Source organism: Shewanella aestuarii, assembly GCF_011765625.1.
Classification (GTDB): Bacteria; Pseudomonadota; Gammaproteobacteria; order Enterobacterales; family Shewanellaceae; genus Shewanella; species Shewanella aestuarii_A.
Map to the genome: position 1 here is coordinate 1,003,528 of NZ_CP050313.1, position 15,416 is coordinate 1,018,943.

At 39.2% G+C, this 15,416-nt stretch carries 15 protein-coding genes and 1 other RNA gene; 10 read left to right on the forward strand and 6 right to left on the reverse strand.

The features are described 5' to 3' along the window. Nucleotides 1-68: 68 nt before the first annotated feature. On the reverse strand, nucleotides 69-791 hold the full coding sequence (locus HBH39_RS04610; RefSeq protein WP_167676028.1) for a YebC/PmpR family DNA-binding transcriptional regulator: 723 nt from the start codon (nucleotides 789-791) through the stop codon (nucleotides 69-71). Nucleotides 792-1,112: 321 nt separating this feature from the next. On the opposite strand from HBH39_RS04610, the gene HBH39_RS04615 reads away from it, so the two are divergent. Beyond that, nucleotides 1,113-1,373 (forward strand): TIGR02922 family protein, encoded by a 261-nt coding sequence (locus HBH39_RS04615; protein ID WP_167676030.1) that lies wholly within the window; start codon nucleotides 1,113-1,115, stop codon nucleotides 1,371-1,373. A 65-nt stretch (nucleotides 1,374-1,438) separates the two neighbouring features. On the opposite strand, the gene HBH39_RS04620 is transcribed toward HBH39_RS04615, so the two are convergent. After that, nucleotides 1,439-2,026 carry a TetR/AcrR family transcriptional regulator gene (locus HBH39_RS04620; protein ID WP_167676032.1) on the reverse strand — a complete coding sequence of 196 codons (588 nt, stop codon included), beginning with the start codon at nucleotides 2,024-2,026 and terminating at the stop codon, nucleotides 1,439-1,441. A gap of 161 nt (nucleotides 2,027-2,187) precedes the next feature. Here HBH39_RS04620 and HBH39_RS04625 point away from each other — a divergent pair, with 161 nt between their 5' ends. Both HBH39_RS04625 and HBH39_RS04630 read left to right on the forward strand, forming a co-directional pair. Next, nucleotides 2,188-3,231, forward strand: a complete 1,044-nt coding sequence (locus tag HBH39_RS04625) for an alkene reductase (RefSeq protein WP_167676034.1) — start codon at nucleotides 2,188-2,190, stop codon at nucleotides 3,229-3,231. Nucleotides 3,232-3,447: 216 nt separating this feature from the next. Next, nucleotides 3,448-4,770, forward strand: a complete 1,323-nt coding sequence (locus tag HBH39_RS04630) for a leucine-rich repeat-containing protein kinase family protein (protein ID WP_167679965.1) — start codon at nucleotides 3,448-3,450, stop codon at nucleotides 4,768-4,770. 76 nt (nucleotides 4,771-4,846) lie between these two features. On the opposite strand, the gene HBH39_RS04635 is transcribed toward HBH39_RS04630, so the two are convergent. Beyond that, on the reverse strand, nucleotides 4,847-7,645 hold the full coding sequence (locus tag HBH39_RS04635) for an EAL domain-containing protein (RefSeq protein ID WP_167676036.1): 2,799 nt from the start codon (nucleotides 7,643-7,645) through the stop codon (nucleotides 4,847-4,849). Nucleotides 7,646-7,980: 335 nt separating this feature from the next. Between HBH39_RS04635 and HBH39_RS04640 the strand changes: the two genes are divergently transcribed. Together HBH39_RS04640 and HBH39_RS04645 are read left to right on the forward strand one after the other, a co-directional pair. Continuing rightward, nucleotides 7,981-8,172, forward strand: a complete 192-nt coding sequence (locus HBH39_RS04640; RefSeq protein ID WP_167676038.1) for a ribbon-helix-helix domain-containing protein — start codon at nucleotides 7,981-7,983, stop codon at nucleotides 8,170-8,172. A 130-nt stretch (nucleotides 8,173-8,302) separates the two neighbouring features. After that, nucleotides 8,303-8,647 (forward strand): zinc ribbon domain-containing protein YjdM, encoded by a 345-nt coding sequence (locus HBH39_RS04645; protein ID WP_167676040.1) that lies wholly within the window; start codon nucleotides 8,303-8,305, stop codon nucleotides 8,645-8,647. Between the two features lie 304 nt (nucleotides 8,648-8,951). Here the strand turns inward: HBH39_RS04645 and ssrA are convergent. Then, nucleotides 8,952-9,306, reverse strand: a transfer-messenger RNA (tmRNA) gene (ssrA, locus tag HBH39_RS04650). A 71-nt stretch (nucleotides 9,307-9,377) separates the two neighbouring features. Beyond that, nucleotides 9,378-9,875, reverse strand: coding sequence for an SsrA-binding protein SmpB (gene smpB / locus HBH39_RS04655; protein ID WP_167676042.1), 498 nt, complete (start codon nucleotides 9,873-9,875; stop codon nucleotides 9,378-9,380). Between the two features lie 203 nt (nucleotides 9,876-10,078). Between smpB and HBH39_RS04660 the strand changes: the two genes are divergently transcribed. Continuing rightward, a complete protein-coding gene (locus HBH39_RS04660) occupies nucleotides 10,079-10,516 on the forward strand; it encodes an SRPBCC family protein (protein ID WP_167676044.1) in 438 nt (145 codons plus the stop codon). Next, on the forward strand, nucleotides 10,506-10,841 hold the full coding sequence (locus HBH39_RS04665; protein ID WP_167676047.1) for an RnfH family protein: 336 nt from the start codon (nucleotides 10,506-10,508) through the stop codon (nucleotides 10,839-10,841). The genes HBH39_RS04660 and HBH39_RS04665 overlap by 11 nt, the downstream gene beginning before the upstream one ends. Before the next feature lie 116 nt (nucleotides 10,842-10,957). On the opposite strand, the gene HBH39_RS04670 is transcribed toward HBH39_RS04665, so the two are convergent. Then, on the reverse strand, nucleotides 10,958-11,452 hold the full coding sequence (locus HBH39_RS04670) for an outer membrane protein assembly factor BamE (protein ID WP_167676049.1): 495 nt from the start codon (nucleotides 11,450-11,452) through the stop codon (nucleotides 10,958-10,960). A 292-nt stretch (nucleotides 11,453-11,744) separates the two neighbouring features. On the opposite strand from HBH39_RS04670, the gene HBH39_RS04675 reads away from it, so the two are divergent. The 3 genes from HBH39_RS04675 to HBH39_RS04685 are packed head-to-tail and all read left to right on the forward strand — an operon-like array spanning nucleotide 11,745 to nucleotide 14,559. Beyond that, on the forward strand, nucleotides 11,745-12,560 hold the full coding sequence (locus HBH39_RS04675) for an SAM-dependent methyltransferase (protein WP_244325773.1): 816 nt from the start codon (nucleotides 11,745-11,747) through the stop codon (nucleotides 12,558-12,560). A gap of 35 nt (nucleotides 12,561-12,595) precedes the next feature. Beyond that, nucleotides 12,596-12,808 carry a hypothetical protein gene (locus HBH39_RS04680; protein ID WP_167676053.1) on the forward strand — a complete coding sequence of 71 codons (213 nt, stop codon included), beginning with the start codon at nucleotides 12,596-12,598 and terminating at the stop codon, nucleotides 12,806-12,808. Between the two features lie 2 nt (nucleotides 12,809-12,810). Continuing rightward, a complete protein-coding gene (locus HBH39_RS04685; RefSeq protein ID WP_167676055.1) occupies nucleotides 12,811-14,559 on the forward strand; it encodes a GGDEF domain-containing protein in 1,749 nt (582 codons plus the stop codon). The last annotated feature ends 857 nt before the right edge of the window (nucleotides 14,560-15,416 follow it).

Consider the following 15,416-nt stretch of genomic DNA (forward strand, 5'->3'; position numbering starts at 1 on the left):
TTAATAAATAAAAAACGCAGCCTAAGCTGCGTTTTTTATTGGATTAACGAGGACTTGAGCCCTCATGATTAATCGTTAATTTCAGCGTTATGATAAATGTTTTGTACATCATCACAATCTTCAAGTGCTGCAATAAATTTGTCGAAACTTTCAATGTCTTCACCCGTGATTTCAGTCATGGTTTGTGGCACAAAAGATAAGTTTTCAACTTTAAAGTCAATGTCTGGCATGGCTTCAGTGAGTGCGATTTTGACATTGTTAAACTCAGATACCGGTGCAAATACACTGATTAAGCCATCTTCGGCTTCCACATCGGTAACATCCACATCGGCCATCATTAGCAAATCAAGAATGGCTTCATCATCGTCACCATCAAAGACGAATACAGCTTGATGCTCGAACATGTGGCCAACAGTACCTGGACTGCCTAATTTTGCATCGTTTTTAACGAATGCTTGGCGCACTTGCGTAAAGGTACGATTACCATTGTCGGTTAAACAGTCAACAATCACCATACACCCACCAGGGCCAAAACCTTCGTAACGTGCAGTATCATAATCTTCACCGCCGCCGCCGCGTGCTTTTTCAATAGCGCGGTCGATAACGTGCGCAGGAACTTGGTCCTTTTTAGCACGTGAAATTAAGCTGCGAAGTGATAAGTTGCCATCTGGGTCAACGCCACCTTGTTTCGCGCATACGTAAATTTCTTTTCCGTAGCGTGAATAAAGGCGAGTTTTTTGACCGGCAGTTTTGGCCATAGATTCTTTACGGTTTTGGTATGCTCTGCCCATCTTGATCTCGTTTAAGTATATTTAACGTCAAATTGCCGTCGATTCTAACAGGAATCTATCAGGCTGTTTAGTGTCGTTCTAAAATTAAAAAGTATCAAACTTGAATTAAATATCAGAAAACGGATCTTTTACGCAAAATAAAGCACTATCTATTGAATAACTTCCCAGTGTGCGTATTATCAACAACAGTGTTTGCTCGTCACATTTGTTAAACAAGCTCTTGACAACTGTTGGGTTCATTAGGGTTGGTCGTACCTGCACTTGTAAATTGCTTATTGAAACCTAAACTTAACCAGTAACTACTGGTATTGAGAACATAATATGAAACCTGAATCTGAGCGTGAGCAAAATACTACTCAGTCACCGTCACTTGCTACTGTGACAGTATTATATTACGAGGCACCTGTTGGCCTTGAAATGCATAATGCGGTTTTAACTGATTTACCATTTAGCCAATCTGGCCGAGTGATGATCCCTAATTCGTTTAGAGAAGGAAAATCTATTATTGCTGTGCTTGAAGGTGAGTGCACCATCTTAAATGCGTTAGGGGAAAGGGTCTATTCTCAGCGCGTTCTTAGCTAAATGAAATGATGATTTGTACGCAAACCAAATGACGCGAATATGCGTCATTTTCAGTTTTACTCGCTTTATCGAAACGGCGTGATGCTTGCAAATAACTTATCAGCTAAAGGCTGTAACACGTCTGCCGTAGGATGAGTGTGTGCAAAGGTGCGTAAGCCGTAAATCCCCATCATTAGATACTGAGCCTGTAATTGGCTGTCTGATTGATTATCAATTAACCCTTGTGATTTTGCCTGCTCTAGTATGCTTTCAATCCCCTGTTGCCAAATGAGTAAATTTCCTTGTATTAATTGACTAATTTCTTCATCTTGTTCGCCAATTTCATTTAATGCTTTAGTGAGTAAACACGCTTGAGTTGCATCGCAACTGAGGCACTCTTGTACAATCTGGTCTAAGTAACATTTTAAGTTATGTAATGGACTGTCTTGGTTATCAAAAAACTGCGCAAACTGAGCGATTCTATCTTGGTTGTATTGTTCAATGGCCGCCAGTAGTAAGCCCTTTTTGTTGTCAAATGCGCAATAAATTGACCCCGGGTGTAAACCCGTTGCTTTGGTGAGATCTTGCATACTGGTTTTAGCATAGCCTTTGACCATAAAGGCACGCATGGCAGCACGCAGTACGTTTTGGCGATCAAATTCAGCGTTTCTCATGGTTATTAGCCTTTCACTTTTGTGGCATGTTCGCAGTATACAAACGAAGCATTTTAAACGGATGTTGAATTCTATCTAATTTTGAATGTTTATTCAAAATCAACTTGAATGAGCGTTCAAATAAGATTATCTTGAACGCATATTCAAGAAAGGAGGCTGACATGACAGCGAATTTATTCCAACCCTATACCCTTAATCACACCCTAACTTTAACTAATAAAATTTTAATGGCGCCATTGACTCGCTGCATGGCAGACGAAAATCTTGTGCCAACTCAAGCCATGGCTGATTACTATGCTCGTCGTGCCGAAGCGGGTTTAATTATCAGTGAAGCGACCATTATTCGCCCAGACGGTCAAGGTTATCCAAATACCCCAGGTTTGTTCAGTACTGAGCAAATTCAAGGATGGCAAAATGTCACTCAAGCGGTACATGCCAATGGCGGCAAAATTTTTGCGCAGCTATGGCATACCGGTCGGGTAGCTCATCCTCATTTTTTTGGTGGCGGTGACGTGTTGTCGGCATCAGCACAAGCGGTTGAAGGCAGTGTGCCGCGTATGCGTGAGTTAACTTACCAAACACCAAAGGCTGCGACGTTAGAAGATATTGAAGGTCTTGTTAGTGATTATGCACAAGCTGCCGCTAATGCGATGGAAGCAGGATTTGACGGCGTTGAAATTCACGGTGCTAATGGGTATTTAATTGACCAATTTTTACATTACGACAGTAACCGTCGTGATGATGAGTACGGACAAACCCCTGAAAACATGTCTCGTTTTGCTCTTGAAGTGGTTGATGCCATCATCGCGCGTATTGGCGCAGACCGCACCGCGTTACGTGTATCACCTGGTGCGTATTTCAATATGGGTACCGATGCGCGAGATCGAGCGGTATTTGATTATTTATTACCAGAATTGGCTAAGCGTAATTTAGCTTATGTTCATGCCGGTATCTTTGATGATGCAATGGAATTTGATTATTTAGATGGCCGCGTATCCAGCTATTTACGTAAAGTCTATCCAAAAACGTTAGTTGGCGTAGGTAGCTATAGTGCCGAAACAGGCGCTGCAGCCATTGCTGAAAGTAAGTTTGACTTATTGGCTATTGGTCGTCCCTTTATTGCGAATCCGGATTACGTTGCTAAAGTACGTAATGGCGAGGCCGTGGTTGAATACAATGATGCGATGTTAGCTGAGTTGGTTTAGGGACTTTTAGTTGAGTAAATAAAATGCACACCACGCCGTTTGCTTGGTGAGTATTCTATCTTAGCCACTCCATTTGAGTGGCTTCATTTTATTGGTTGATTAGCCGGTCATCTGACAGCCCATCATTTGCCATAGGCTAGCCGCTTCTTTACAATCGCGCCTTCATATTGTTTCAGCGGTTAGTTTTAAATGAGGTTATTGATGAATTCAGCATCGTTGCACACACTCGCACAGCTTGAGTCGGGTGAACTTAAAGGCGTAAACCATCTACAAATAGCTGAAAACTTAACAGTGTTTCCTCGGAGTATATTTACCTTAGCTGACACGCTGGAAGTGCTCGATTTATCAAATAACCAGCTTTCAAGTTTGCCAGATGATTTTGATCAGCTAACGCAACTGAAAATTCTGTTCTTATCGCAAAACCAATTTCGCTCATTACCTACCGTGCTAGGTCGTTGCCCTAAGTTGGAAATGATTGGTTTTAAGGCCAATCAACTCTCTGAGTTAGCGCCAAATGCATTGCCTAAACAAACCCGCTGGTTAATTTTAACTGACAATCAACTCACCCAGTTACCTGACTCAATGGGAGATTTAACCCAGCTTAAAAAACTGGCATTAGCGGGAAACAAACTGACTTGCTTACCCAGTAGCATGGCGAATTGCCGCGAGTTAGAACTACTACGCTTGTCAGCTAATCAGTTAACCGCACTGCCAGACTGGTTAGTGACCTTGCCCAAGCTAGCTTGGTTAGCCTTTGCGGGGAATCATTTTAGTCATGTGGATGTATGCCAAAATAACACTGTACCTATGCTTGACCTTGAGCATATAGACTTGATTGAGCCGATAGGTCAGGGGGCTTCAGGAGTGATTTACCGTGCCGCCTGGCATAAACAGCCAAGCGGTTTTCCTGCTATGACAGCCGTTAAAATCTTTAAGGGCGCGATTACCAGTGATGGTTACCCAGCGGATGAACTAGATTGCTGCTTAACCACAGGGTTACATAGCAACTTGATTAAAGTGATTGGACAAATTAACCAAGCAGGGCAGTTAGGCTTAGTGATGGAACTTATCCCAGCAGGCTTTAGTAACCTTGGTTTACCGCCATCTCTTGCCACTTGTACCCGAGACATCTTTGCTGATGGAACTCGTTTTGGTATTAATGCAATTTTAACCATTGCATTGCAAATGAGCGAAACCTTACATCATATGCACCAGCAACATATTAGCCATGGTGATATTTATGCCCATAACATTATGGTTAATCAACAAAATGATGTGTTATTTGGTGACTTTGGTGCAGCATCTAACTTAGCAAGATTAAATGCTTTTCAGCAGCAGATGATCGCCCAAATCGAAGTGCGCGCGTTTGGTTGTTTGCTTGATGATTTATTGCAGCAGCTTGAGCCGGTTGAAAATGCGCAAGATAAAGCGTTAATGGCAAACTTAACTCAGCTATCAAGCCAGTGCATGTCGTTAGACATCACTCATCGACCTAGTTTTGCTGAAATTACTCAAGCGCTTACAAAACGTTTAAGTTAAGGCATTATTGGCGCTGAGATTAACTGGGCAGTGATTACAATCGTATTGACTTCGGTACTGCGTTGGAGCAATTGGGCTATTTAGTACAAAGCGCTAGCGCAATTGATGGTGCAGGTTTACCTAATAAGTAACCTTGCGCATAATCAATATTATATTGGTTTAATAGTCCTAATACGGTTTCATTTTCAACAAATTCAGCAACAGTTTTGATATGCATTTGTTGGGCAAACTTTGCCACCGTGGCCACCAATAGTTGTGCTTTAGGGTCGCTGTCTAGGTGGCGAATCAGTGAACCGTCAATCTTGATAGCATCAATGTCTAAACTCAGTAAGTGTACAAAATTGGAATACCCCGAGCCAAAGTCGTCAATTGCAATTTTACACCCCAATGGTTTAACAGTTTTAATAAACTGCTCAACAGCGCGATAATCAGTTATTTCTTCGCTTTCTAATAACTCAAATGTCAACCTTGGGCAAACATCAATGTTGGCTGTTAATAAACTTATAATGGCCTGCAAATTCTGGGGAATAGCTATATCATCTAAGGTGATATTTAACGAAAACTCATAGGGCTGATCTTTAAACATCGCAATTGATTTTTGCATCATGCAGTACATCAATTGTGGATAAAGCCTTGACTGCCTAGCTGCTTGCATAAATTGCCCTGGGGCCAAGACTTGTCCGTTAGGAAGTGAAATCCGCATTAAGCATTCAAATTTTATTGGGGTATCTTTCAATGGTTGAATGAGTTGGAGGTATGGTGTTACCCATTGATTTTGAGCCGCTTTAGCTAACATTTGGCTTTGACGCATATTTTCTTCAAATGCATCGGGATTGGCCATTTCTGCAGAGAAACAGCTAAAAATTAACCGTTGTTTTTTAGCAAGTCGACGGGCTAAGTCTGCATGGCGATGTAAGCTGATTGCCGATTGGCTTATAGCTTGTTGCTGTAAAGGTAGATCGGAGGCGGTATTAATGGTTAGATCCGCACTGATGTCAGGGGTAGTTTCTGTATCTGAGTCAATAATGGCACCGCCAATACTGACAGAGATATAAAATTTATTGTTATCGAGCACAAGGGCTTTATGACAAATATTATTTGAGAGTTGAGTAGCAAAATCAGCTAAAGCATCACAGGTCAGGCTTTTGGCCGATGCAGGTTTATAGGCGATACTAAATTCGTCAGGGCCGGTTTTATAAACGCTCCAATCAGTCAATGTTTGGCAATATTGGGTGATTCGTTCAGCAACCTCAATAATTATCGCATCACCCGAATTAATACCATAAAAATCATTAAACTCGCTAAAATCATTAATGTTGACTACCAATAATGCTGTCATACCTTGATCAGATAAATCACTGTATAACTTTTTACGGTTAGGCAATTTGGTTAGGGTATTAAAGTAGGCTTCTTTAAAAAGTTTGCAATTTTGCTCCTCAATTTGTTCAAAGCTGTCTCGTAATGAGTGACGCATTTGATCAAAATTTTCAGCAAGTTGCTGAATTTCATCTTGACTATTAATCGACAGTTCTTGTGAAAGGTTACCTTTTACAATATTTTGGGTCCAAAAAGTTAATTGTAAAATATCCTTGGTGACAATTTTACCTACCCGGGCAAATAACCAACTCGTTAATACCACAACGCCAGATAATAATAGTAATTGAAACATCAGCATGCGAAGCAATTCTGCGCCATAAAGCTTGACCTGAATCGACCCCGCGTAATAGCCCAAAACCTGACCCCGTGACAATATTGGTTGCGTAAATTGGCTGAAGCCTAATAACCATTCAGCAGTTAATGTTCGAGGGTTTTCAACACTTTGTACCTTAGATGGTCTGACCGCAACGAGTAACTGACCGTTTTGTGCGTTTGCTATGGTTTGCGGTAATAATGCTGACCACATTCCTTGCATAAAATACTCACTAGATGACTGAAAACCCAATTGTTCGGCACGTTGTTGTTGGAGCTGTTGATTTTGGAGGCGATGGCTAAGAGTGATCAATTTACCTTGCTTATCTAACACAGCAAAGTCAGATAAGGTGATTTGAAATAAGCTACTTTGGGTTTTATCGACTCGGGTAGTTGCTGGACCAAAGAAGCGGCTCAAAATGTCATTTAGTTCATCTTGCTGATTTTCAAGTGCTGTAAAATCAATGTTTTCACCATTAAAAATTAGATGCATACCATGTATTGAGTCAATTAAACCTTGTTTAATGAGCTGCCGATTCAAATGCAACTGATAACTAAAAAATAATAACTGAGCACAGATTAAAATTAAAATATTGCTCAGCACTAACTTGCGGTAGAACGGCATTTTTTGATGTAACAACCAAAAAAGCAGTGGTTCTAAAATGCAATAAAGTAGGAACGTTCCTAACAAGGCAAAAGTCAGAATTTGACTTATTAAGGCTATTTTTGGCCAGTCAGACACATGTAACACAGAGTTTTGATCACCCCAAGGGCTAACAACTGTATCTGGATTGTTGGGGTCTAGCATCCAAGTGGGTTCAGGTTGGTTTTTAATAAACACGACTAGTTTATATTCAATTTCTCCTGGAAATGTCGGTAATGAATATTGCCATTCAATCCCGTGTTCCTTAGCTATAGGCTTCAGTGCATAGTATGGGTCATCGCTATGCCAGTCACTAAAGCTGCCGCTCACATAAACCTTTTCAATTTCAGCATCTGCGGGTAAACCATGTCTTTGAAGTATATCAGCAGGCAAAGGGGTCTTAAGTTCAATTTGATAAGGTATTACAGCATCGTTCTGTAAATGTTCTACTAATTTATTTTGCAGTGGCCACAACAGAATTAACCCACACAAAATTGCTAGTCGAATTTTCCACTTATGTAAGTAATGAGTAATTAGACTCATTGCGTAGACTCAAATTCAAAAGAAGACGGCATAATTACCTTTAGACACGATTTGTTTTTATTAATCAGCTTGTAATCAAAAAGTTGCATAGTTAAAAGATAATATGAGGGGCAAAATGGGTTAGGTCAATAGTATGTTTGACAGTTCTTTAGCTCAATGGACAGTGAAGTACTTTAAGTTAAGGCTAGATAGTGAGTGTGAGCTAACTTACTTGAACATGAGTAAAATTTGATTGGTTAATTTTTATTCACAACAATCGCTAAAGCAATTGCTGCTGTTTAAGGTCATTTGTTTTATTATAACCAAATGATAATGACTAACAGCAAGGTTTGAAAATGGAAAGCAAAACAGCACGTTTTACCGTGTTACTTGACCCGCAAAAAAAGCAAGCATTTGAGCAGTTATGTGCTTCGCAAGATTTAACCCCGTCACAAGTGGTTAGGCAATTAATTCGTGGGTATTTAGAGCAACATAATGTGAGCGATGGCCAACAAAAGCCGACACATAACCCAAAAGTTAAAAGTTAACCGGGTTGTACTTTAAACTCACCTAGCTCAAATATGAACATTCTATTATAATGCGATTATCATTGTTGCCTTATTAACCCTAGAAATAGCTTAATAAAGCCGTTTTACAGTTACTTACAGAGAAATACTTATGAGCGATACCATTCCACCATGCCCTAAGTGCGAATCACCTTATGCATATTCAGATGGCAGTTTATTCATTTGCCCTGAGTGTGCCCACGAATGGAATCCAAATGAAGTTGTGGTTGATCCTGATGCCATCATTTTAAAAGATGCCGTTGGCAACTTATTGGCTGAAGAAGATAAAGTCACTTTGATCAAAGATCTTAAAGTAAAAGGGTCTTCACTTGTGCTTAAAGTGGGTACCAAAGCGGTAATTAAGCGCTTTGTGGACGCTGACCACGATATTGATTGCAAAGTTGATGGCCATGGCCAAATGATGCTCAAATCAAAGTTTGTTAGAAAACAAAACTAATCCTTTTGTTATCAATAACTGCGCATTGTAACTTGTGAAAACACCTGATAATGGCGTTATCTTTTTTGATGGTAGAATCACTACTAATTGAAAACAACGGCTCTGTTATTAGATATTTTTCGAGGTTATTTTGTTTAGTTATTTAATTGAGTTTGATAAAACCTGCCAAGTGCAGGTTTTTTTGTGGGATCATTTTATGGACATGGGTTCAGTTCCCGCCGCCGCACTTGAATAAAAATTAAGCTTGTATCAAATTAAAAACAAAGAAAAAGGGTTAGCCTTTCGGCTAACCCTTTGTTTTAATTGGTGGAGGCGGCGGGACTTGAACCCGCGTCCAGAAAGCCTACATCCAAGGCGCTACATGTTTAGTCTCTCTTTTGGTTAACCAAGTACACTCCGAAAGACAGGATTGCAATTGGCGAGTCCGGTACTGTTTCGCGGTTCACCCCCGGACGGAGTTCCCTCGCTATCAAATGTAATATGACCATCTTAAATCCCTGCCCATTTGAGAAACGTGGGTAAGATGGCTAGCTAGCCTAAGCTGCTAGAGCGTAGTTATCGTCGTTTGCAACTATAACTGTGCGGCTTTTTACGAGGCCAACCGCCCCTCGACATGCTCCCAGGGTTTCGTGAATCCTGTCGAATCCAAAATCGCCCCCAAGTTGGTTGATTGTATCGGCTTATGACTAAAATACCTAGTCTATTCCACCAAAATACAATCGTTTGTACATTATCCGTTCATTTTGTCTTTTTTCATTACCCGAGCTTGCTCAACTTTCCACTCTCGTTCTTTCGTGTCTTGGCGCTTATCGTGGTCTTTTTTACCTTTACCTAAGCCAATTTCTACTTTTACCCAAGCCCCTTTACGCCAGTACATTGATAACGGCACGAGTGTGTAACCTTGCCGCTCAATTAAACCTGCTAGCTTGTCTATTTCGGTGCGTTTTAATAACAGCTTTTTGGTTCGTATCGGGTCACATACAACATGTGTTGATGCGGTGTTTAATGGCTGCACGGTACAACCATGCATAAATGCTTCGCCATTTTTAATATATACGTAACAGTCTTGTAAGGTCACTTTTCCCATACGGATGGATTTGACTTCCCATCCCATGAGTTCTAAGCCTGCTTCAATTTTATCTTCAATGCGAAATTCAAAGGTGGCACGTTTATTACGTGCGATTGTTGCTGGGGCGTTTTTTCCCTTTTTAGTATTCTTTTTTACCATTCTAATTTACCGTTTGGCGTTTATTGCCCGCATTGCCCATTTGAAAAAAGCGCTGTTTATAAAACAGATATGGGGGAGAAATTTTATAATTCAATGATTATACCTAAATTATTGGTTAGTGTACGCCTATGTTGTGATGAAGCAGATGCCTTTTTCATTTAACGTGATAAAATCGCCTTAATATTTAGTCAAAGTGAGTACGAATGCCTAAGATTTCCAAGAGTGTGTTGGTGCGTTTTAGTGCCTTACAAATGTATGAGTTAGTCAATGATGTTGAGTCTTATCATGCGTTTTTACCCGGCTGCGTTGGCGGCAAAGTGTTAGAGTTTGATGGCCAGACTATGTTGGCATCAGTTGATGTGAGTAAAGCCGGCATTCGTAAAACCTTTACTACCCGGAATCAAGTGGTAAAAGGTAAACGAATTGAATTAGCTTTAGAAAACGGACCGTTCAAACACTTGCAAGGTTTATGGGTGTTTACTGAATTAACCGATGATGCATGTAAAGTTGAATTTGATTTAGATTTCGAATTTTCAAATCCATTGGCCGATATGGCATTTGGGCGTGTGTTTAAGGAGTTAATGTCATCTATGGTGACGGCATTTACTGATAGGGCAAAGGTGATTTATCGTGATAAATGAACAAGAATCGTTTGCTGTTGATGTTGTTTATGCACTCCCTAAACAACAAAAAATTATTACTGTGATGGTGAAGCCAGGCTGCACTTTTATTGAGGCGGTTAAGCAAAGCAATATTTGCGACTTTTTCCCTGAAATTGATTTAAACTCGGTTAAGCTAGGTGTTTTTAGCCGAATAGTTAAAGCTGATGAGGTATTGGTGCCGGGGCAAAGAGTTGAAATTTATCGTCCATTAATTGCCGACCCTAAAGATGTGCGCCGTAAACGTGCGGAAAAAGCCAAAGATGAAGGTCGAATTAACAAAGTGACTGGAGCGAAAGTCAGTTAACAAATCTGTTTGTGACTTATAGATTGCAAATATCTTAAGGCTTAAAATTAAAAAAGCAGAATCGGTTGATTCTGCTTTTTAGTATGATTGGTTTGCAACAATCACTTACCTAAACGTTACTCTTGGTCGTTTATCTTAGATTCATTTAACCCGCGTTGCTCTTCAACCAATGGTTTACTATCTGGACGTTGTTCTGGCAGTAAGGGATCATCTTCAGGCTCGTTTAATGAAGGCAATGAGCTTTGATCGAGTGGCACGTTAAAATCAGCACTTAATTCGTAATCACCTTCAACTCGACTAATCTTGTCTTCGTTGAAATGGATAATAAGTTCTTTATGAATGATGCTAGCATCACGACCACTTTTAAAGTGATACACATAATACCAAGTGTCATCGGAAAAACTGTCGCGTAATACGGGGCGACCAAGAATGTATTCTGCTTGTTCTTTGGTCATATCGATACGTAATTTATCGACCTGCTGCTTCTCCATGTAGTTACCTTGCGGCACATCAGGTTTATAAACTAAGTAATCAAATACTCCACAGCCACTTAATGAAAGTGATAACGCAACCGCGCTAATAAGGGTAAGGCTCTGTTTTTTGTTAATCATTGTCTGCGCTACTTCCTAAATTCTGTCGGCCATCATACCCAAGCAAACCCTATGCTGACAAGGGGAGGATGCTACTTGCTGTTAATTTGATACATTGATGATGATTTAGTTCACATGTAAACATTTATATTTTTAGTAAAATTGTTGGCATGTTATTAGTTAATTGTTTAATTTATGGTGTGCGTATTAAGTCTTTACACTCTGTTTTTATTATCGCTTTTTTTACAATGGTATAACGATAAAAATAACCATGACTCATTTATTAGCAAGCCAAGCCCATGTTGATACTAAAATGTCTGATTGTCAGGCTGACAAGCTTGGTCGATTAGTTTGTGTTGGCACAGGAATGCAACTGGCTGGGCAGGTTGGTGCGTTAAGTCAAAGTTATATTGAATTGGCCGATATTGTATTTACATTGTTGCCTGACGGTTTTGCAGAGCGCTGGGTTGAATCATTAAATTCAAATGTATGTTCATTGCAGGGTTATTATGCACAAAAAGGGGAAATTAAAAATCGTCGTGAAACCTATGCGCAAATGGTTGAGGCGATATTAACCCAAGTACGTCAGGGTAAATTAGTTGTCTGTGCACTTTATGGACATCCTGGTGTATTTGCTTGCGTATCGCACATGGCGATTAGACAAGCTAAAACAGAAGGGTATGAGGCCAGTATGCTACCCGGGATTTCAGCAGAGTCTTGTTTGTGGGCGGATTTAGGGATAGATCCCGGCACGAGTGGTCATCAAAGTTATGAGGCAACCCAGTTTTTACTTTACGATCATACGCCAGATCCCTGTTCACATTTACTGTTGTGGCAAATTGCGTTAGCTGGTGAACATACTTTAACTCAGTTTTCGACAACGTCCGCTAAGTTACAAGTATTGGTTGACCATTTAAGTCAATGGTACCCTTTGTCTCACGAAGTGATCATTTATGAAGCGGCAAATTTACCCTTTCAAATGCCTCGTATGGATAAAATTAAGCTGTCAGAATTAGTAACTGCAGAGCTAAAAGCGATTAGTACCTTACTGATCCCGCCAGCTAAAAAATTAATATTTAATCAAAATGTACTTAAGCGCTTAGGGATCAGCGAAGTTGAGATTGGTTAACGCAAGATTACATCTTAGTACAACAAGGAAAATACATGTCAAATTTAAACCAGTTTGCTCAAAAATTATCAGCAGATGCAGCCTTATTGGAAGCTTATAAGAAAGATCCTCAAGGTGTCATGCAAGCTAATGGCTTAACAGCCGAAGAAATTAAATTAGTCATGGCTGGCGATATGGCAGCACTAAAAGCCCATTTCGGTGATGACGCTTATCAAAGCTTTGTTGTTGTGCATCATCATTCGGATTAACTTTGTTGAAAAGTATCTTGTTAGGTTGGTTTTTTTCAGCGCTACTGGTTATGACCTGTGGCGTTGTAGCATCTGAACAATATTCAAACCAACTGGTTGAAGTTGATCAGTTAATCGGTTCTGATTTCCAACTAGCAAAGCAAAAGTTGTTAGCATTAGATGACAAACTTGAACAGTTTACTGAGCAAGAAAAAGCTCACTACTATATGTTGATGAGTTTGCTTCATATCTACTTGTCTGAATATCAACAAGCTAAAATTGCCTTGGATAATGCGCTTAAGGCATCCCCATCAGAAGAATTGCTCACTCGAATTTATCTTTATAAAGTGACGGTAAGCAATGGTTTGAAAGACTATGAGAGTGCTTTTTTAGAATTAGCCACTAACTTGTCTCGTATTGACACTTACCAAGATACAAAAATCAAAATAGCTTCATATATTCGTTTACTTAACGTGTTGATGGATTTATACGCGTACGAAGAGATGCTTAAAACCGCTAAATTAGTGTTGAATTTAAATCAAGGCCAAGACGTTAAAAGCGAATGCTACGCCATGCTTTACTATGCTGTCGCTATGCTTAAACTTGAAAACCCGCAAGAGTCGATAAGCTTATTTGATGAAACTGGGAGTTATTGTGCAGCAAATGGCTTGCCATTGATTGATATCATGTCACAAAAAGGTAAAGCGATAGCGTATTTTGAGTTAAGTGATTTTAATACTGCCTCACGTTTGTTTGAGCAGGCGTACAAGCGATATTTACCTTTTGAATTTCAAGTTGAATTGAACGATATAAAATCTTATTTGGCTAATATTTATTTTAATCAGCAGGAGTACGAAAAATCATATAGTTACGCTTCTGAATTAGCCAACTTAAACGAAGATAAAGTGAATAATGAGGTTAAGACTCGCGCACATGAGGTGTTGGCAATGCTCGCCAGTCATCAAGGTGATTTTGCCAAAGCTTACCAACATCAAGTTATCGCTCATGCGCTTAGTCTACAAGAACTGAATGAAAAAAAACTGAAGCAAAATGCTTATCAAATGGCGCGATTCGATAGCGCTGAAAAAAGCCGTGAAAATAACAACTTGATCCAAGAACATGAATTAATGATGAAGCAAAAAGATCTGTTTTTAAAAGAAAAAAGCTCATCAATCATGTTTTCAACTTTACTTTTTGGTGTGTGTATTGGTTTGGGCTTACTGTTGATTACCGCTTGGATGCAGCGCAACCAATACATGCGTCAAGCACAGCGTGATGGCTTAACCGGTATTTACAATCGTCAGACGGGTCAAGATTTAGCTGAAAATGAGCTGGTACAAGTTTTGGCAAATAATGGCCATTATTCGATTATGATTTTAGATTTAGATTTTTTTAAAACTATTAATGACCGATTTGGCCACGCTACGGGTGATTGGGCTTTAAAAAAAATCACTCATGTGGTTGAAGATATTATTAGGCCTTCTGATATTTTCTGTCGCCTTGGCGGTGAAGAGTTTGTTATTTATATGCCGTATACTGATGAGTTAACCGCCTTTAATCTGGCTGAAACGGTCCGTCAAGAAGTTGAACGGATCAATACTAAGTATTCAGGTCATGATTTTTCAATTACCGTCAGTATTGGCGTGAGTGCCTTGAATAAAGAGGATCTCAGTTTAGATCCCTTATTGAACAAGGCTGATATTGCCTTATATGAGTGTAAATCACAGGGACGTAATAAAGTGTTAGTGTATAAACCCAGCTTTGATGCTTAATGGCTTTTAAGCGTCAACAAGACGCTTTCGCTATGATTGCAAGCAATGAGCTAAGTTCAAGCATCTGACAAGTGTGACATGGTTTATGTATGTTGACGCTTCTTGTTGCGAAGATGTAAATGGTATTTTTGTACCCTATAAATTCAGATTTATCTCACCTATCTCACCTTTAAATTTGTTTAAACTGAACTGTGCGTAAGAGATAGCCCATTTCAATCTCAGTTTTCACATGCACAATTCAAGTCTAGGTCTGTTTCAGGTTACCTATTAACAAGAACAATCATGTAAATGATCAACATCAATATACTCTAAGTCGTGACTAGTGAGTGTGAATGGGCACACTGAATAAGTTCGTATCAAGGGTGATATTTTAGTCAAATCTACCATTTACGAAAAAAATTTAAAAAAATTTGATTTTTTTTTCGTTAAAACCTTAGGCTGAGTGATTGATGATCGGATAACACATCCTTGTATGTCTCCATTAAAAACACTCTTTAAGTTCCATCTTACGTAAAGGTAATTTTAAAATGCTTGTTTGAATTGTGTTGTTAGTATTTTTATTTCAACATAATGATTTAATTGTTTTTTTTAAGTTTACCCTAAAGTGAGTTCAAAACATCGCTTTGATCCTTTAAGACATCTTATCGACTAAAGTTTAGTACCGAATTGTTTACGGTCTGTAATTAAATTACGTTGTTAAAATCTTGTTGTTAAAATTGGTAATTTGGTAAGTCCATTTAATTTGACACAGTAAATTTTACAAAGTGTAAAAAGAATAATTCATTATTAATTAGTATTTTAATGTTTATTTTTGAGCTTGGTATTACCAATGTGTATTGACGTAATTTAGTGGTTTT

Coding starts and splice junctions, on each gene's coding strand:
- HBH39_RS04615 (WP_167676030.1), top strand. CDS start 1,113: ATGAAACCTGAATCTGAGCGTGAGCAAAATACTACTCAGTCACCGTCA.
- HBH39_RS04660 (WP_167676044.1), top strand. CDS start 10,079: ATGCCTAAGATTTCCAAGAGTGTGTTGGTGCGTTTTAGTGCCTTACAA.
- HBH39_RS04675 (WP_244325773.1), top strand. CDS start 11,745: ATGTCTGATTGTCAGGCTGACAAGCTTGGTCGATTAGTTTGTGTTGGC.
- HBH39_RS04635 (WP_167676036.1), bottom strand. CDS start 7,645: ATGAGTCTAATTACTCATTACTTACATAAGTGGAAAATTCGACTAGCA.
- HBH39_RS04620 (WP_167676032.1), bottom strand. CDS start 2,026: ATGAGAAACGCTGAATTTGATCGCCAAAACGTACTGCGTGCTGCCATG.
- smpB (WP_167676042.1), bottom strand. CDS start 9,875: ATGGTAAAAAAGAATACTAAAAAGGGAAAAAACGCCCCAGCAACAATC.
- HBH39_RS04640 (WP_167676038.1), top strand. CDS start 7,981: ATGGAAAGCAAAACAGCACGTTTTACCGTGTTACTTGACCCGCAAAAA.
- HBH39_RS04625 (WP_167676034.1), top strand. CDS start 2,188: ATGACAGCGAATTTATTCCAACCCTATACCCTTAATCACACCCTAACT.
- HBH39_RS04645 (WP_167676040.1), top strand. CDS start 8,303: ATGAGCGATACCATTCCACCATGCCCTAAGTGCGAATCACCTTATGCA.
- HBH39_RS04670 (WP_167676049.1), bottom strand. CDS start 11,452: ATGATTAACAAAAAACAGAGCCTTACCCTTATTAGCGCGGTTGCGTTA.
- HBH39_RS04610 (WP_167676028.1), bottom strand. CDS start 791: ATGGGCAGAGCATACCAAAACCGTAAAGAATCTATGGCCAAAACTGCC.
- HBH39_RS04680 (WP_167676053.1), top strand. CDS start 12,596: ATGTCAAATTTAAACCAGTTTGCTCAAAAATTATCAGCAGATGCAGCC.